This window comes from Serratia sp. EWG9 (assembly GCF_019913725.1).
GTDB classification, from domain to species: Bacteria; Pseudomonadota; Gammaproteobacteria; order Enterobacterales; family Enterobacteriaceae; genus Serratia; species Serratia ureilytica.
Genome location: NZ_JADNRO010000008.1, coordinates 17,613 through 33,145, shown reverse-complemented (window position 1 = coordinate 33,145; position 15,533 = coordinate 17,613). Strand labels below are relative to the sequence as shown.

Genomic DNA, 15,533 nt, shown 5'->3' with positions numbered 1-15,533 from the left:
CTACGACCTTGCCGCCGCCATCAAAGCCTCGATGGCATCGGCGTCTTTCACCACGGTGGCGGTCAGGTTTTCATTGCCGTCGGCGGTGATCACGATATCGTCCTCGATGCGGATGCCGATGCCGCGGTACTCCGCCGGCACGTCCGCATCCGGCGCGATGTACAGCCCCGGCTCCACGGTCAGCACCATGCCCGGCTCCAGCAGCCGATCGCGGCTCGGCGTGCCGTAGTGGCCAACGTCGTGCACGTCGAGACCCAGCCAGTGGCTCAGCCCGTGCATGAAGAACTGACGGTGCGCCTGCTCGGCGATCAGCAGGTCGACTTCACCTTTCAATACGCCCAGCTCCACCAGCCCGACCACCATGATGCGCACCACTTCGTCATTGACTTCGCGAATGCTGGTGCCGGGTTTGAACAGTTCCAAAGCGCGCTGCAGCGACGCCAGCACAATGTCGTACACCGCGCGCTGCGGCCGGCTGAACTTGCCGTTGACCGGGAAGGTGCGGGTGATGTCGCCGGCGTACCCCTGGTACTCGCAGCCCGCGTCGATCAACACCAGATCGCCATCGCGCATCTGGCTCTCGTTCTCGGTGTAGTGCAGGATACAGCCGTTTTCGCCGCTGCCGACGATGGTGTTGTAAGACGGGTAACGGGCGCCGAGGCGGGTGAACTCATGATGAATTTCCGCTTCCAGCTGGTATTCGAACATGTCCGGACGGCATTTTTCCATCGCGCGGGTGTGCGCCAGCGCGCTGATCTCACCGGCGCGGCGCATCACCGCCAGCTCTTCCGGCGACTTGAACAGCCGCATGTCGTGCAGCCACGGCCGCCAGTCGGTAACGGTGGCCGGCGCCTGCAGGTTCTGGCGGAACCCCTTGCGCAGCTTGTCCAGCGCGCTGAACAGGATCTGATCGGCATAGGCGTATTCGCCCTGCGCGTGGTAGACCACGTCCAGACCGTTGAGCAGCAGGTGCAGTTGGTCATTGATTTCATCGAACGGCAGCGCGCGATCCACGCCCAGCTTTGCCGGTGCGGCGTCTTGCCCCAGGCGGCGGCCAAACCAGATTTCCGCCGTCAAATCGCGCACCCGGTTGAACAACACGCTGTGGTTGTGCGTTTCATCGCTTTTAATCAGCACCAGCACCGCTTCCGGCTCATTGAAGCCGGTCAGGTACCAAAAATCGCTGTTCTGCCGGTAGGGATAGTCTGAATCTGCACTGCGCGTCGTTTCCGGCGCAGAGAAAATAACCGCCGCACTGGCCGGCGCCATTTTCGCCAACAGCGCCTGGCGGCGGTTGTTGAATTCCTGCTGAGTCATTACCTTCTCCTGAAATCATGCCATCCGCACGCCGGCGGAGAGGCGATAGAACGTTTAGTGCAGCGTCGGTTTGATATTTTCCGGCGCCGTCGGTTTGTGACGGGTGAATTCGCCGTGGCACATGATGGCGGCGACCCGCACATACTCCGCCACTTCTTCCAACGACTGTTCCAATTCTTCCTGATCTTCGTCTTCGTCGTAGCCCAGCTGCGCGATATTGCGCAGATCATCGATCGCTTCACCGACTTCGTCTTTCACCTGAGCCAGCTTCGGCTGCATCATGCCCAGCCCGAGCAGGAAGTGGTTGACCCAACCGGCCAGCGCGTCGGCGCGATCGAACACGCTGACGATCTCCCCTTCAGGCAGCATCAGTTGGAACAGGAATTCGTCATCTTCCAGCGTGTCACGCGTCGCTTCATACAGCTGCTGCAACGGTTGGCTGAGCGCCTGCGGGAAGGCGACGCCTTCGTTGGTCAGATCGTGCACCAGCGCCTGCCAGCCGGCGTCACGGCTGCCGCCGCACAGCAGGCCGCTGATCAGGCCGTGCATTTCTGCCGCGGTCAGCGCCACCGACTGCTGGTTGAGGGCCACGGTCAAAGATTGGTAACTTGGAAATGTATTCTGTATAGACATGCGCATTCGTCATCGTTGGCAGGATAAGTTCGTGTTATGCTACCACCAAGGTCCGTCGCTATACCAGATAAGCGCGACACCTCAGTGGCTAGTTATAATCGCGATGTGGCAGGTTTCACACTGCGCCGGCGGGTGACGAAAGTGCGGTAAATACGCATTTTGAAACCCTTTTTTGACTGGCAATGTCCGCCACAGTAGATTACAACCAGGTACTGAAAAAGGGGTTGTATCTTGGTACCGAGGTATATATAGTGGCGCCCGCTTTGACGGCCCGGCCCGGGCGGACAAGGCTGGCGCGAAATTTAGGCAGGAAGGTGGCATGTCTGCACAACCGGTAGATATTCAAATTTTTGGCCGCTCGTTAAGAGTCAATTGCCCGCCAGAACAACAAGATGCGTTGAATATGGCGGCGGACGATCTTAACCAACGGTTGCAAGATCTTAAAGTTCGCACTAGAGTCTCCAATACTGAGCAACTGGTTTTCATCGCGGCATTGAACGTCTGTCACGAACTTGCTCAAGAACGGTTGAAAACCCGTGACTATGCGTCCAATATGGAACAACGCATACGGATGCTGCAGCAGACCATTGAACAAGCGCTGCTTGAACAAGGTCGCATCTCTGAACGTCAGGATGCACAATTCGAATAACTTAAGTTGTTGAAAGCCAAGTTTTCGGCAACGAGTACAAAATTTCTCTGAGATGTTCGCCAGCGGGCCAGTCCCCTGAGCCGATATTTAGTACAAACAGAATGTGTTGCTCCGCGATCGGTGAGCACGCTCGGTGCGCCGAGAAGCCTTAAGATTGCGACGGCACGTTCACCTTGAACCATGGGTTCAAGGGTTACAGCCTGCGACGGCATCTCGGAGATTCCCCTTCTCAGCGGTTTTGTGTGCTGAACGCCACACTGAGCAAGCCTGATACGATGTCTTTTCAATCCCAATTCGCGCAGCAGCGCCAAGCCATTCGTCAACTCATCCGCCAACGTCGGCGCGAGCTTACGCCCGAGCAGCAACGCTTTGCCGCAGAAAAGATAACCGAACGCCTCACCGCACACGCACGCATTCAAGCGGCGCACAGCATCGCGGTCTTTCTGTCGTTTGACGGCGAACTCGATACCGGGCCGCTGATCGAGCGTCTGTGGACGCTCGGCAAACGGGTTTACCTGCCGGTGCTGCATCCGTTCAGCCCGGGACACCTGTTGTTCCTGCGCTATGCGCCGGAAACGCCGCTGGTGCGCAATCGCTTCAATATTCTCGAGCCGCGTCTCGATGTGCGCCAGGTGTTGCCGCTGGGTGAACTGGAGGTGGTGCTGACGCCGCTGGTAGCATTCGATCATACCGGTCAGCGTCTGGGCATGGGCGGCGGCTTTTACGATCGCACCCTGCAAAACTGGCGCAGCGGCGGCCCCTATCCCATCGGCCTGGCCCATGATTGCCAGCAGGTGGAGCACCTGCCGACCGAGCACTGGGATATCCCGCTGCCGGAAATCCTCACCCCGCTCTGCAGCTGGGCGTGGCGGGAGCCCAAATAGCAAAAGGCCGGATCGCTCCGGCCTTTTTCGTTGCGGCGAACCGCCGAATCAGAACAGCAGACGGGCACGAATGGTGCCGTCGATGGCCTTCATGCGCTGCAGCGCGGCGTCGGCGCGCGCGGTTTCCGCTTCGATGTCGATCACCACATAGCCAATTTCCGGCCCGGTTTGCAGATACTGCGCGGCGATGTTAACCCCCTCTTCGGCGAAGATCTGGTTAATCTGCGTCAGCACGCCCGGACGGTTTTCATGGATGTGCAGCAGACGGCTGGCGTTCGGGCCATGCGCCGGCAACGACACTTCCGGGAAGTTGACCGCCGACAGGGTCGAACCGTTATCGGAATATTTCGCCAGCTTGCCGGCCACTTCGTCGCCGATGTTTTCCTGCGCTTCCTGAGTGGAACCGCCGATGTGCGGCGTCAGCAGCACGTTATCGAACTCACACAGCGGCGAGTTGAACGGATCGCTGTTGGTCGCCGGTTCTTCCGGGAAGACGTCGATCGCCGCCCCCGCCAGGTGATTGCTGGCCAGCGCGTCGCACAGCGCGGGGATATCCACCACGGTGCCGCGCGAGGCGTTGATCAGAATAGCGCCCGGTTTCATCAGCGCCAGCTCTTCCGCCCCCATCATGTTCTTGGTCGCCAGCGTTTCCGGCACGTGCAGCGTCACCACGTCGCTCATATTGAGCAGATCGGACAGATGACGCACCTGTTGCGCGTTGCCCAACGGCAGCTTGTTCTCGATATCGTAGAAGAACACCTTCATGCCCAGCCCTTCGGCCAGAATGCCCAGCTGGGTGCCGATATGGCCGTAGCCGATGATGCCCAGTTTTTTGCCGCGCGCTTCATAGGAGCCCACGGCCAGTTTGTGCCACACGCCGCGGTGCGCCTTGGCGTTGGCGGCCGGAATGCCGCGCAGCATCAACAGCAGCTCGCCCAGCACCATTTCGGCCACGGATCGGGTATTGGAGAACGGGGCGTTGAAGACCGGAATGCCGCGTTTGGTCGCCGCTTTCAGGTCAACCTGGTTGGTGCCGATGCAGAAGCAGCCCACCGCCACCAGTTTTTCTGCGGCGGCGAACACCTCTTCGGTCAGATGCGTGCGCGATCGGATGCCGACGAAGTGCGCATCGCGGATGGAGGCCTTCAGCGATTCGGTGTCTAACGCACCCTTGTGGTATTCGATGTTGGTATAACCGGCGGCACGCAAATTATCGACCGTGCTCTGATGAACCCCTTCCACCAACAGGAATTTAATCCTGTCTTTCTCCAATGATACTTTTGCCATTTACCCGACCCTATGTTCAGACTTCAGAAGCGGCTGTGACGACACAGCTCCCATCCAACATAACAAAAATAACGCAGGCGGCAATACAAACGATTGCCTGCCCGGCAGGACAAGGCGCAGCGTTGATGGCGGTTTACGGCAGAAAATGCCATAGGGAAAGTTTTCGGCAGAAGCTTTGGGGAGTCAGTTTTCACAATGTGACATAAGTCACCAAATTTGCCGCTTTTCAGAAAAGATGTTTTAACCGAAGAAATATGCGGCCCGGCACTGCCGGGCCACAGGCCGCAGAGGCTTATTTGACCACTTTCACGCCTTCCGGGGTGCCGACCAGCGCCACGTCCGCGCCGCGGTTGGCGAACAGCCCCACGGTCACCACGCCGGCGATGCCGTTGATCTTGTTCTCCAGCGCGATAGCGTCGGTGATGCTCAGGTTATGCACATCGAGGATCACGTTGCCGTTGTCGGTCACTACGTTCTGGCGATACTCCGGCAGGCCGCCCAGTTTCACCAGCTCGCGCGCCACATAGGAGCGGGCCATCGGGATCACTTCCACCGGCAGCGGGAATTTGCCCAGCACGTCCACCTGCTTGCTGGCGTCGACGATGCAGATGAATTTCTTGGCGATGGCGGCGATGATCTTCTCGCGCGTCAGCGCCGCGCCGCCGCCTTTGATCATCTGCATGTGGCCGTTGATTTCGTCCGCGCCGTCCACGTAGATATCGAGCGAGTCCACTTCGTTGCTGTCGAACACATGGATGCCGAGGCTTTTCAGCTTGGCGGTGGAGGCGTCTGAGCTGGACACCGCGCCTTCAATCTGGTGCTTGATGGAGCCCAGCGCGTCAATAAAGTGGGCGGCGGTAGAGCCGGTGCCCACCCCGACGATGGTGCCCGGCGTCACGTATTCCAGCGCCGCCCAGCCCACCGCTTTTTTCAGTTCATCCTGCGTCATAATATGTCCTTTGCCTCTGTACGAAAACGTGTGCGTATTATAGGGTAAAACGCTGTTTTTCACGCCGGCAGGATCACACTTATTTACCGCAGCCCGCATTTTTACCCGCTTGGCGGCGAGCTGGGGGCGTGATTTTTCCACCTGCGCCGCACGCAAAATGTGGCATAGTGCCGGTATCATTCTAATTTAAGGGATATCTTTCCGATGAAACGCCCAGACTATCGTACGCTGCAAGCGCTGGACGCGGTGATCCGTGAGCGCGGCTTCGAGCGCGCCGCGCAAAAACTCTGCATCACGCAATCGGCGGTATCCCAACGCATCAAACAGCTGGAAAACCTGTTCGGCCAACCGCTGCTGGTCCGCACCGTGCCGCCGCGCCCGACCGAACAGGGGCAAAAGCTGCTGGCGCTGCTGCATCAGGTGGAGCTGCTGGAAGAAGAGTGGCTGGGCAACGACACCGGCGTCGATACGCCGCTGCTGCTGTCGCTGGCGGTCAACGCCGACAGTCTGGCGACCTGGCTGCTGCCGGCGCTGAAGCCGGTGCTGGCGGACTCCCCCATTCGTCTGAATCTGCAGGTGGAAGATGAAACCCGCACCCAGGAGCGGCTGCGCCGCGGTGAGGTGGTGGGCGCGGTGAGTATTCAGCCGCAGCCGCTGCCGAGCTGCCTGGTGGATCGTCTGGGGGCGCTGGACTACCTGTTCGTGGCCTCCAGCGGCTTCGCCGAGCGCTATTTCCCGAACGGCGTCACCCGCTCCGCGCTGTTGAAAGCGCCGGCGGTGGCCTTCGATCATCTCGACGACATGCACCAGGCATTTCTGCAGCAGAACTTCGATCTGTCGCCGGGCAGCGTGCCCTGCCACATCGTGAACTCATCGGAAGCCTTCGTGCAGCTGGCCCGTCAGGGCACCACCTGCTGTATGATCCCACATCTGCAGATCGAAAAGGAGCTGGCATCCGGCGAACTGATCGATCTGACGCCGGGGCTGTACCAGCGCCGCATGCTGTACTGGCACCGCTTCGCGCCGGAGAGCCGCATGATGCGTAAAGTGACCGACGCGTTGCTGGAGCACGGTCACCAGGTGCTGCGCCAGGATTAAAACGAAAAAAGGTTCGCCGCAGCGAACCTTTTCTTCATGACAACACCCTTACTGCGCGGCGTTGCTCTGCAGCTCGAACACCACATCCACCTGATCGTCGAAGTGAATGCTTTGCTGTTCATAGGTTTGCGCCGCGTCGTTTTCCGCCGCCGCGCCGGCCGCCTTATACATCCGCGCCACCGGCATCGGCTGGTAGTTGGCGACCCGGTAGCGAATGCTGTACACCGGCCCCAGCTTGGCGTGGAAGCCCTTGGCCAGGGATTCGGCCTGCTGAGTCGCGTTCTCGATCGCTTTTTGCCGCGCCTGCTCGCGATACACATCCGGCTTGGCGACGCCCAGCTCCACCGCGCGGATCTCGTTCAGGCCGGATTTCAGCGCGCCGTCCAGCAGCTCGTTCAGCTTGTCCAACTGGCGCAGGGTAACCTGCACCTGACGCACCGCCCGGTAGCCCTTCAGCACCGACTCGCCGGTTTTCAGGTAATCGTATTCCGGCTGGGTGCGCAGGTTGGCGGCGCTGATGTCTTTCTTCTCGATGTTGTTTTTCTGCAGGAAATCAAAGTACTGCGCCACGCGCTCGTCTACCTGCTTCTTCGCCTGGGCGGCGTCTTTGGAGGAAACGCTCACTTCGATCGCCAGAGTGGCGATATCCGGCGTGGCGTCCACGCTGGCGGTGCCGGAGGTGACGACGTGCGGCCCTTCAGGCAATTCAGCCGCCTGCAGCGCCATCGGTAGCGTCCCTAATCCGACCATTGCGGCCATAGCCAATGCTTTTAGCTTCACAGTGTCTCCTTAATGACAGGCTGTCTCTGATCGCCGGCTTTTCCCTGCGAGAACCGCCGGTTTCCTGGCATCAAACGTAGCATATCGCACGGCGTTTTGAATTCGGATTAGTGACAAATTCTTATAAATTTGCCCCCTGCCAGGCCAGCTGCAGCGCGATGCCCCACATCACCAGACCGACCAGCGCGTTGATGATGCGCTGCGCCCGCTGGGTGTTCAGCCACGGCGCCAGCCAGGAGGCCAGCAGCGCCAGGCCAAAGAACCACACCGCCGACGCGCTGACCGCGCCAAGCGCGAACCAGGAACGCACGTCCGCCGTCAGCTGTCCGCCCAGGCTGCCGAGCACCACGAAGGTGTCCAGATAGACGTGCGGATTCAGCCAGGTAACCGCCAGCATGGTGACCACGATGCGCCAGCGGCTCTGCGCCAGCTCTTGCGCCGCGGCCTGCGCCGGTTGCGGGCTGAAGGCGGAACGGAACGCGCCCCAGCCGTACCACAGCAGAAACGCCACCCCGCCCCAGGTCACCAACGCCAGCAGCAGCGGCGAGCGGGTCAGCAACGCGCTGCCGCCGAAAATACCGGCGCAGATCAGCACGATATCGCTCAGCGCGCACAATGAGGCGATCATCAGATGATACTGACGGCGAATGCCCTGATTCATCACGAATACGTTCTGCGGGCCCAGCGGCAGGATCATGGCGGCGCTCAGGGCAAAGCCCTGCAGGAAGACGGCTAGCATGGGAAATTCCTCGAATGATAAAAGGCGCCGGACGTGGGCGCGTATCGGTCAACACGCGCATCATACGAGGAAGCGATCATTAGGTGAAATTGATGTTTCTAATCAAGTATCAGAGATGCTAATACCCTGTGGGCGCCAGGCCAGCGCCGCCAGATTCGCCCATCGGCGAAAAATTCGCTATCATCCGCCCCTCTCCCCTCCAGCCGGCCGACCGATGTCTACGATTACCGATACCTTCATCGCCCCGCCCTGTCATGACCAGATAGAGATCCTCTATCAGGACGATCATCTGGCGCTGATCAATAAACCCGCCGGGTTGCTCAGCCTTTCGGGCAAAAATCCGCAAAATCTCGACTCGGTGCACTATCGGCTGGTGCAGATCTTCCCCGGATGCACACTGGCGCACCGCCTGGATTTCGGCACGTCCGGGTTGATGGTGGTAGCCCACAATAAGGCCGTCAATGCCGCGCTCTGCCGGCAGTTCAGCGAGCGCACCGTCGGTAAAGTCTACAGCGCGCTGCTCTGCGGCCATGTGGCGGATGACGAAGGGGTGATAGACGCGGCGATCGCCAAAGATCCGGCGCTGTTCCCGCTGATGTCGATTTGCGCCCTTCACGGCAAGCCCGCCCGCTCCCGCTATCGGGTCGTCGAGCGTTTTTATCGTGAAACGGAAGGCGGGATCTCGCTGCCGCTGACGCGGGTGCAGCTTACCCCAGAGACTGGGCGCACCCACCAGCTGCGTATTCACAGCTGGCAATTGGGCCACCCTATTTTAGGCTGCGATCTTTACGGCGGACGCCTGCTGCCGGGCACCGAACAGACGCCACGGCTGATGCTGCACGCCAGCGAACTGGACTTTGTGCACCCCATCAGCGGAGAGCGGATAACCGCTCGTCACGCCGCGCCGTTCTGAACGCGGCTTACCACATCAAATCGTCAGGCACTTTAAAGTCGGCGTACGGATCGTCTTCATCCTGCTCTTCCTGACTCAGCGCGCTGTGCAACACAATGCTGCCCGCATCGCGCTGCGCGATTTTATCGGCGACGCTCGCGGGGATAATCGCGTATTCACACTCTTCCCGGTTCTCGATCAGCAAACGCGCAATGGCGAGGCGGCCATTGATCAGTTGGGTCTGCGTCGCCTTATCCACCAGGATTTTTTTGATCAGGTTGCCGTCGGTAAAGTTAAAACCGATATCGCCTTTCGCCAGCACGATGCGATTCATCTCGATCAGTTGCTTCACCTGCGCCTTGTATTCTTTGGACAGCGCGGCTTGCTTTTGCTGCTCGTTCAACTGCTTATCGCGCTCAAGCTGCGCCTTTTTATTCTCTTCCACCGCCTCTCTGGCCTCACGGGCCTGAACGCGTGATTTTTTAGCCGTTCTTTGGACTTTGGCCATTTTCTTGCTGGTTACCAAGCCCGCTTTGAGCATCTGCTCTTGTAAGGTGAGTTTTGTCATGTTCGTGTCTGAAGCCGTGGGATCATGGAGGGATTATACCCGTAATTTTTCAGGCTGCACCAGGTTGCCGGCCAAACCCACCGGCGGTTTGCGCCGCAGAGCAACGGCGGTAAAACGGCCCGAACGCCCGATCATGAATACCGCTCATGTGGTAATGAAATTAAGTCTCTTTCACTCCCCCAGGGACTCTGGCAAAAATAGACCTCATTAACGACAGACAATATGAAATCGGCTGAATAAAAAAAATAGAAAAACAAGCCATTGAAAGAAATGGATAAATCCAGCCTTCATATCATATAACAGGATGCTATAAGACGATGAATACAGACTTTACCTTTACGATTAAGAGCAGTTCTTTCGACGAAGATTATAACCCTTCTGAAAATACGCGTATCACCACCAACTTTGCTAATTTGGCCAGAGGGAAAAACCGCCGGGAGAACCTGCGCAACACGTTGGTGATGATCGACAATCGCTTTAATGCATTAGCCTATTGGGATAACCCCAAGGCCGATCGCTACTCTGTCGAGCTGGAAATCATCTCGGTTGAGATGCGCATCGAAGATCAGGGCGCCAGCTTTCCGGTTATCGAAATCCTGAAAACCAACATCATCGATAAAAAAACGCAAAAGCGTATCGAGGGCATCGTCGGGAACAATTTCTCGTCTTACGTGCGCGATTACGACTTTAGCGTCTTGCTGCCGGCGCACAATAAAAACGCGGCGGAATTTACCATTCCGGATGATTTCGGCGATTTGCACGGCAATATCTTTAAGCACTTCGTCAATTCAAACGAATACCATGAAAATTTCAGCAAACCGCCGGTGATCTGCCTCAGCGTATCCAGCAAAGACACCTACCATCGGACGGGCAATCAACACCCGGTCTTGGGCGACGAGTATCGGCAAGACGGCGCTTCATTGACCGACCGGTATTTTAAAAAAATGGGCCTGCAGGTGCGCTATTTCATGCCGAAAAATAGCGTTGCGCCCCTGGCGTTTTATTTCCCCGGGGATTTGCTGAGCGATTACACCGATCTGGAACTGATCGGCACCATCAGCACGATGGAGACCTTCCAGAAAATCTATCGGCCTGAAATTTACAATGCCAATTCGGCGGCGGGGCAATGCTATCAGCCAAGCCTGAATAACCAGGATCATTCATTAACCAAGATTGTTTACGATCGCGAAGAGCGTAGCCAGTTAGCGATTGAGCAGGGGAAATTTACGGAAGAGCAATTTATCAAACCCTACAAGCCTATTCTTGAGCAATGGTCTGCTCACTACGCGCTTTGATTCACTTAAATACAGGTCACCTATCATGAAAATATTGCTCCCCACATCGACCGCCGGCAGCTTGCCCAAACCGGTCTGGCTGGCCCAACCGGAAACCCTGTGGTCGCCCTGGAAATTGCAGAATGAAGAACTCATCGAAGGGAAACAGGACGCTCTGCGTTTGTCACTGGCAGAGCAACAACAGGCCGGCATCGATATCGTCAGCGATGGCGAACAAACCCGTCAGCACTTCGTCACGACGTTTATCGAGCATCTCAGCGGCGTCGATTTCGAAAAACGCGAAGTGGTTAAAATCCGCAATCGCTATGAGGCGAGCGTGCCGACGGTCGTGGGGGCGGTCTCGCGTCAAAAACCCGTTTTCGTTGAAGACGCCAAATTTTTACGCCAGCTGACCACACAGCCGATTAAATGGGCCCTGCCGGGGCCGATGACCATGATCGACACACTCTATGACAACCACTATAAAAGCCGCGAGAAATTGGCTTGGGAGTTCGCGAAGATCCTCAATCAGGAAGCCAAAGAGCTCGAGGCCGCAGGCGTCGACATTATTCAGTTTGATGAGCCCGCATTTAACGTGTTCTTTGACGAGGTGAATGACTGGGGTATCGCCGCCCTGGAAAGAGCCATTGAAGGGCTTAAGTGTGAAACCGCCGTGCATATCTGCTATGGGTATGGGATTAAAGCCAATACCGACTGGAAAAAGACGCTGGGCTCGGAATGGCGACAATATGAAGAGGCGTTTCCGAAACTGCAAACGTCCAACATCGATATCATCTCGCTGGAGTGCCATAACTCGCACGTGCCCATGGATCTGCTTGAACTGATCCGCGGCAAAAAGGTGATGGTCGGCGCCATCGACGTAGCGAATCATGCCGTTGAGACGCCGGAGGAAGTGGCCGACACGCTGCGCAAAGCGCTGCAGTTTGTCGATGCCGACAAACTCTATCCGTCGACCAACTGCGGCATGGCTCCCCTGCCTCGTCAGGTCGCCCGCGGCAAGCTGAATGCGTTAAGCGCAGGCGCCGAGATCGTGCGCCGAGAGCTGTTAGCCAAATAACCTTGCCTGCGCCCGCCACAGACACCTCCTGCGGCGGGCGATTATCAGCAATTCCCCCTCCCCGCAACGCCCCCGCTCTGGTGTATACTCGGATTTCTACGCGATGCCAGCCACAGCGGTTTTGGTTCAGGCCTGGCCTGAACAGCCCTCAGCCAGCCCACACCAGCCGAATAACAGTGGAATAACCATGAGCCCAAATACCGCTCGCATCAGCGAAATCATCGATCGCGCCAGGATCTCCCCCTACCAAATCCTGATCCTGACCCTGTGTTTCCTCATTGCCCTGCTGGATGGCTTTGATACCGCCATCATCGGCTATATCGCGCCGGCACTGCGCGAAGAGTGGGATCTGCTGCCCGCTCAGCTCTCTCCCGCCTTCGGCGCGGGGCTGTTCGGCCTGCTGATCGGCAGCCTGCTGTTCGGGCCGATCGCCGACGCCCTCGGCCGCAAACGCGTGCTGCTCGTCGCGGTACTGGTGTTTGGCGGCTGTACTCTGGCTTCGGCCTATACGCATTCGATCGAATCCCTGACCCTGCTGCGCTTCATCACCGGCATTGGCCTCGGAGGCGCGATACCGACCTGCATCACCCTCAGCTCGGAGTACTCACCGGCGCGCCGCCGCATGCTGATGGTCACCTTGAGCTGGAGCGGCTTTACCGCCGGGTTAGCCCTGGGCGGCCTGCTGGCCGGGCAGATCATCCCGGCGTTCGGCTGGCGCGGCCTGCTGCTGGTCGGTGGCATCGCGCCGTTGGCGCTGCTGCCGTTGTTGGCCTGGCAGATGCCCGAATCAGTACGCTTTATGGCCGCCAGCGCCAAACATGCCGATCGGCTGCGACGGGTGGTCGAACGCATCACCGGCCAGCGTTGGACGGGGATAACCATCGTCGATGACGAGCGCCCGGCGCAGGCCAGGTCGCCGATATCACACCTGTTTATCGAAGGCCGCGCCGTACGCACCCTGCTGCTGTGGGCGGCGTTCTTCTGTTCGCTGTTCGTGTTCTACCTGCTCACCAGCTGGCTGCCGACCCTGCTCAAAGACGCCGGTTACGACATCGCCCACGCCTCGCGTATCGGCGCGATGGTGCCGCTCGGCGGCACCCTGGGCGCCATCCTGATGGCGCTGCTGATGGATCGGATCGGGCCTTACCGCGTACTGGCCGTCTCCTACCTGGGCGCCGCGCTGGTGATCGGCGCGACCGGGTATCTGATGGGCGACGTCTACACGCTGGCCGCCGTCGTGTTCCTGATCGGCTTCGGCGTGGCCGGCGCGCAAAACGGCCTGAACCTGGTTTCAGCCACCCTTTATCCGACCGCAGCCCGCGTCACCGGCGTCAGCTGGGCCATGGCCAATGGCCGCTTCGGCTCAATTGTCGGCTCGATGCTCGGCGCCTGGATGATGGCCGCCGCCGGCTCGACGGAAGTGTTCTTCCTCTGGCTGGCGCTGCCGGCGCTGCTGGGCGCCGCCGCCATCTTCCTGCTCTATCGCCTCAGCCTGCGCCGCCGCACGCCGCTCACCGAACCGGCTGCGGGCATCTGACCTCGCGGAAAATAAAAGGCCGAGACGCCATCGGCAGCGTCTCGGCCTGCAGTAAAAAAGGGGGCAAGGCCCCCTTCTGTGTTATTCCGCCTTGGCGGAAGCGTCTTCGGTACGATACAGGTGCACATCCATCTGCGGGAACGGAATGCCGATGTTGTGGGCATCCAGCGCGCGCTTGAAGTTTTCCATCAGATCGAAGTACACGTTCCAGTATTCCGCATTGGTGGTCCAGGAACGGGTCACGAAGTTCAGCGAGGACGGCGCCATCTCGTTCAGACGCACGGTCACGCCTTTGGCGTGCATGATGCGTTTGTCGGCGGCGATCACGTCGCCCAGCACCTTCTTCACCACGTCGATATCGGCGTTGTAGGCCACGCCCACCACGATATCCACGCGGCGGTTCGGTTCGCGGGAGTAGTTGATGATGTTGCCGGCGATGATTTTACCGTTCGGCACCACGATGGTTTTGTTGTCGGCGGTGCGCAGGGTGGTGGAGAAAATCTGCACCTGATCGACGGTACCGGCCACGCCGCCCAGATCGACATATTCACCCACGCGCAGCGGACGGAAGATCACCAGCAGCACGCCGGCGGCGAAGTTGGACAGCGAGCCTTGCAGCGCCAGGCCGACGGCCAAACCGGCGGCACCCAGCACCGCGATCACCGAGGTGGTCTGCACGCCGACGCGCCCCAGCACGGCGATAAAGGTGAACGCCAGCACGCCGTAACGCACGATCGCCGACAGGAAGTCGGCCACCGTGGCGTCGATGCCGCGCAGCTTCATCACGCGGTTCAGCGCATTGCCGACCACGCGGGCCACGATCGAACCGATGATCAGGATAACGATGGCGGCGACGATATTCACCGCGTACTGGATCAACAGATCCTGATTCTTCACCAACCAGTCGCCGGCACCGTTGATGCCGTCTACTACATTCAAATCTTTCATTCGTGTCGTCCTAACTCAGTCCCTAACGGGAGAAACTCGCAAAAATACACTGGCCTCGGCGGCCAGTAGGAAACCACGCCTAAGGGTAACCAACATTAAAGGCTCATGCCAACCATCAGCATTAAAAATAGCCGAAACCGCCGGCCGCTTCTTCTATGCTGAGAACAGCGCGTTGGCCATTTCACGACAAGGGATCCGTTCTTCATGCACATTCGCTCTTCGCTCAAACACTATTGGCAAGTGCGGCCCAGGCTGCTGTTTTCCGTCGGCGCCGGGCTGCTGTGCTTTCTGCTGCTGCCCGCCCAGCTCTCGCTGCTGCAACGCTTGATGATCGGCTGGAATACGCTGGCCTGGCTCTACCTGCTGTTTCTCTGGCGGCTGATGCTGGTCAGCACGCCGCAGCACATTCGCCAAATCGCCCGGCGGCAGGACGAAAGCGCCAGCATGGTGCTGGCGTTAGTCAGCCTCGGCTGCCTGGTCAGCTTACTGGCGATCCTGTTTGAATTGAGCAGCGCCAAACAGGTGGCCGGCTCTCTGAAAACGCTGCATTTGCTCCTGACCGGCGCCACGCTGGCGGTCTCCTGGCTGCTGCTGCCGACCGCCTTCACCATGCACTATGCTCATCAGTTTTATCGCCAGGGCGCACAGCAGGATCCTTTGCCGCTGCTGTTCCCCGGCAATCTCGCCGATCCCACCTATCTGGATTTCGCCTACTTCTCCTTCACCATCGCGGTCGCGTCGCAAACTGCCGACGTGGCGGTCGGCGCCGCGGAGGTACGCAAAATCGCGCTCGTGCAGTCGGTTATTTCGTTCGTGTTCAACATGCTGATCCTGGGCCTGTCGATCAATGTCGGCGCCGGCCTGCTGGGCTGAAAACGAAAAAGGCTCCCCGCAGGAGGG

Annotated in this window: 16 protein-coding genes and 1 other RNA gene; 9 read left to right on the top strand and 8 right to left on the bottom strand. The window is 59.0% G+C overall.

Annotated elements, in window-relative coordinates; genetic code table 11:
* Together pepP and ITX55_RS17530 are read right to left on the bottom strand one after the other, a co-directional pair.
* Complete coding sequence (gene pepP, locus ITX55_RS17535; RefSeq protein ID WP_108681929.1) at positions 1 to 1,317, bottom strand: Xaa-Pro aminopeptidase; 1,317 nt, start codon at positions 1,315 to 1,317, stop codon at positions 1 to 3.
* A 54-nt stretch (positions 1,318 to 1,371) separates the two neighbouring features.
* On the bottom strand, positions 1,372 to 1,950 hold the full coding sequence (locus ITX55_RS17530; RefSeq protein ID WP_004931622.1) for a YecA family protein: 579 nt from the start codon (positions 1,948 to 1,950) through the stop codon (positions 1,372 to 1,374).
* A 319-nt stretch (positions 1,951 to 2,269) separates the two neighbouring features.
* On the opposite strand from ITX55_RS17530, the gene zapA reads away from it, so the two are divergent.
* The 3 genes from zapA to ITX55_RS17515 all read left to right on the top strand — a co-directional run bounded on the left by zapA (position 2,270) and on the right by ITX55_RS17515 (position 3,483).
* Entirely contained in the window at positions 2,270 to 2,599 is a 330-nt protein-coding gene (zapA, locus tag ITX55_RS17525; RefSeq protein WP_004931621.1) for a cell division protein ZapA, read from the top strand.
* A 41-nt stretch (positions 2,600 to 2,640) separates the two neighbouring features.
* A non-coding RNA gene (gene ssrS, locus ITX55_RS17520) (6S RNA) lies at positions 2,641 to 2,823 on the top strand.
* 51 nt (positions 2,824 to 2,874) lie between these two features.
* A complete protein-coding gene (locus tag ITX55_RS17515) occupies positions 2,875 to 3,483 on the top strand; it encodes a 5-formyltetrahydrofolate cyclo-ligase (RefSeq protein ID WP_047573761.1) in 609 nt (202 codons plus the stop codon).
* A 48-nt stretch (positions 3,484 to 3,531) separates the two neighbouring features.
* On the opposite strand, the gene serA is transcribed toward ITX55_RS17515, so the two are convergent.
* Both serA and rpiA read right to left on the bottom strand, forming a co-directional pair.
* On the bottom strand, positions 3,532 to 4,770 hold the full coding sequence (gene serA / locus ITX55_RS17510; protein ID WP_025304156.1) for a phosphoglycerate dehydrogenase: 1,239 nt from the start codon (positions 4,768 to 4,770) through the stop codon (positions 3,532 to 3,534).
* Positions 4,771 to 5,062: 292 nt separating this feature from the next.
* Positions 5,063 to 5,719 (bottom strand): ribose-5-phosphate isomerase RpiA, encoded by a 657-nt coding sequence (gene rpiA / locus ITX55_RS17505; RefSeq protein ID WP_025304157.1) that lies wholly within the window; start codon positions 5,717 to 5,719, stop codon positions 5,063 to 5,065.
* 204 nt (positions 5,720 to 5,923) lie between these two features.
* Between rpiA and ITX55_RS17500 the strand changes: the two genes are divergently transcribed.
* Complete coding sequence (locus tag ITX55_RS17500) at positions 5,924 to 6,817, top strand: LysR family transcriptional regulator ArgP (protein ID WP_004931613.1); 894 nt, start codon at positions 5,924 to 5,926, stop codon at positions 6,815 to 6,817.
* Between the two features lie 48 nt (positions 6,818 to 6,865).
* Here ITX55_RS17500 and ITX55_RS17495 read toward each other — a convergent pair whose 3' ends face one another.
* Positions 6,866 to 7,597, bottom strand: a complete 732-nt coding sequence (locus ITX55_RS17495; RefSeq protein ID WP_108681931.1) for an oxidative stress defense protein — start codon at positions 7,595 to 7,597, stop codon at positions 6,866 to 6,868.
* 121 nt (positions 7,598 to 7,718) lie between these two features.
* The gene (gene argO / locus ITX55_RS17490) at positions 7,719 to 8,336 is read right to left on the bottom strand and encodes an arginine exporter ArgO (RefSeq protein ID WP_004931603.1); all 618 of its coding nucleotides are present in this window, start codon (positions 8,334 to 8,336) and stop codon (positions 7,719 to 7,721) included.
* Between the two features lie 214 nt (positions 8,337 to 8,550).
* On the opposite strand from argO, the gene ITX55_RS17485 reads away from it, so the two are divergent.
* Positions 8,551 to 9,249 (top strand): RluA family pseudouridine synthase, encoded by a 699-nt coding sequence (locus ITX55_RS17485; protein WP_108681933.1) that lies wholly within the window; start codon positions 8,551 to 8,553, stop codon positions 9,247 to 9,249.
* Between the two features lie 7 nt (positions 9,250 to 9,256).
* On the opposite strand, the gene ITX55_RS17480 is transcribed toward ITX55_RS17485, so the two are convergent.
* A complete protein-coding gene (locus ITX55_RS17480; protein ID WP_033644743.1) occupies positions 9,257 to 9,796 on the bottom strand; it encodes a DUF2058 domain-containing protein in 540 nt (179 codons plus the stop codon).
* A gap of 317 nt (positions 9,797 to 10,113) precedes the next feature.
* On the opposite strand from ITX55_RS17480, the gene ITX55_RS17475 reads away from it, so the two are divergent.
* The 3 genes from ITX55_RS17475 to ITX55_RS17465 all read left to right on the top strand — a co-directional run bounded on the left by ITX55_RS17475 (position 10,114) and on the right by ITX55_RS17465 (position 13,685).
* Positions 10,114 to 11,091 (top strand): DUF1852 domain-containing protein, encoded by a 978-nt coding sequence (locus ITX55_RS17475; RefSeq protein ID WP_033652185.1) that lies wholly within the window; start codon positions 10,114 to 10,116, stop codon positions 11,089 to 11,091.
* 25 nt (positions 11,092 to 11,116) lie between these two features.
* Positions 11,117 to 12,148 (top strand): methionine synthase, encoded by a 1,032-nt coding sequence (locus ITX55_RS17470; RefSeq protein WP_033644741.1) that lies wholly within the window; start codon positions 11,117 to 11,119, stop codon positions 12,146 to 12,148.
* 187 nt (positions 12,149 to 12,335) lie between these two features.
* Positions 12,336 to 13,685 carry an MFS transporter gene (locus tag ITX55_RS17465; RefSeq protein WP_223085240.1) on the top strand — a complete coding sequence of 450 codons (1,350 nt, stop codon included), beginning with the start codon at positions 12,336 to 12,338 and terminating at the stop codon, positions 13,683 to 13,685.
* An 81-nt stretch (positions 13,686 to 13,766) separates the two neighbouring features.
* Here the strand turns inward: ITX55_RS17465 and mscS are convergent, their stop codons facing one another.
* On the bottom strand, positions 13,767 to 14,633 hold the full coding sequence (mscS, locus tag ITX55_RS17460; protein ID WP_015378992.1) for a small-conductance mechanosensitive channel MscS: 867 nt from the start codon (positions 14,631 to 14,633) through the stop codon (positions 13,767 to 13,769).
* A 204-nt stretch (positions 14,634 to 14,837) separates the two neighbouring features.
* On the opposite strand from mscS, the gene ITX55_RS17455 reads away from it, so the two are divergent.
* Positions 14,838 to 15,506 (top strand): DUF1345 domain-containing protein, encoded by a 669-nt coding sequence (locus ITX55_RS17455; RefSeq protein ID WP_096242579.1) that lies wholly within the window; start codon positions 14,838 to 14,840, stop codon positions 15,504 to 15,506.
* The last annotated feature ends 27 nt before the right edge of the window (positions 15,507 to 15,533 follow it).

What these genes read in the sequence shown, in the direction of transcription:
- pepP (WP_108681929.1), bottom strand. Translation starts at nt 1,317, where the DNA reads ATGACTCAGCAGGAATTCAACAACCGCCGCCAGGCGCTGTTGGCGAAA.
- ITX55_RS17530 (WP_004931622.1), bottom strand. Translation starts at nt 1,950, where the DNA reads ATGTCTATACAGAATACATTTCCAAGTTACCAATCTTTGACCGTGGCC.
- zapA (WP_004931621.1), top strand. Translation starts at nt 2,270, where the DNA reads ATGTCTGCACAACCGGTAGATATTCAAATTTTTGGCCGCTCGTTAAGA.
- ITX55_RS17515 (WP_047573761.1), top strand. Translation starts at nt 2,875, where the DNA reads ATGTCTTTTCAATCCCAATTCGCGCAGCAGCGCCAAGCCATTCGTCAA.
- serA (WP_025304156.1), bottom strand. Translation starts at nt 4,770, where the DNA reads ATGGCAAAAGTATCATTGGAGAAAGACAGGATTAAATTCCTGTTGGTG.
- rpiA (WP_025304157.1), bottom strand. Translation starts at nt 5,719, where the DNA reads ATGACGCAGGATGAACTGAAAAAAGCGGTGGGCTGGGCGGCGCTGGAA.
- ITX55_RS17500 (WP_004931613.1), top strand. Translation starts at nt 5,924, where the DNA reads ATGAAACGCCCAGACTATCGTACGCTGCAAGCGCTGGACGCGGTGATC.
- argO (WP_004931603.1), bottom strand. Translation starts at nt 8,336, where the DNA reads ATGCTAGCCGTCTTCCTGCAGGGCTTTGCCCTGAGCGCCGCCATGATC.
- ITX55_RS17485 (WP_108681933.1), top strand. Translation starts at nt 8,551, where the DNA reads ATGTCTACGATTACCGATACCTTCATCGCCCCGCCCTGTCATGACCAG.
- ITX55_RS17480 (WP_033644743.1), bottom strand. Translation starts at nt 9,796, where the DNA reads ATGACAAAACTCACCTTACAAGAGCAGATGCTCAAAGCGGGCTTGGTA.
- ITX55_RS17475 (WP_033652185.1), top strand. Translation starts at nt 10,114, where the DNA reads ATGAATACAGACTTTACCTTTACGATTAAGAGCAGTTCTTTCGACGAA.
- ITX55_RS17470 (WP_033644741.1), top strand. Translation starts at nt 11,117, where the DNA reads ATGAAAATATTGCTCCCCACATCGACCGCCGGCAGCTTGCCCAAACCG.
- ITX55_RS17465 (WP_223085240.1), top strand. Translation starts at nt 12,336, where the DNA reads ATGAGCCCAAATACCGCTCGCATCAGCGAAATCATCGATCGCGCCAGG.
- mscS (WP_015378992.1), bottom strand. Translation starts at nt 14,633, where the DNA reads ATGAAAGATTTGAATGTAGTAGACGGCATCAACGGTGCCGGCGACTGG.
- ITX55_RS17455 (WP_096242579.1), top strand. Translation starts at nt 14,838, where the DNA reads ATGCACATTCGCTCTTCGCTCAAACACTATTGGCAAGTGCGGCCCAGG.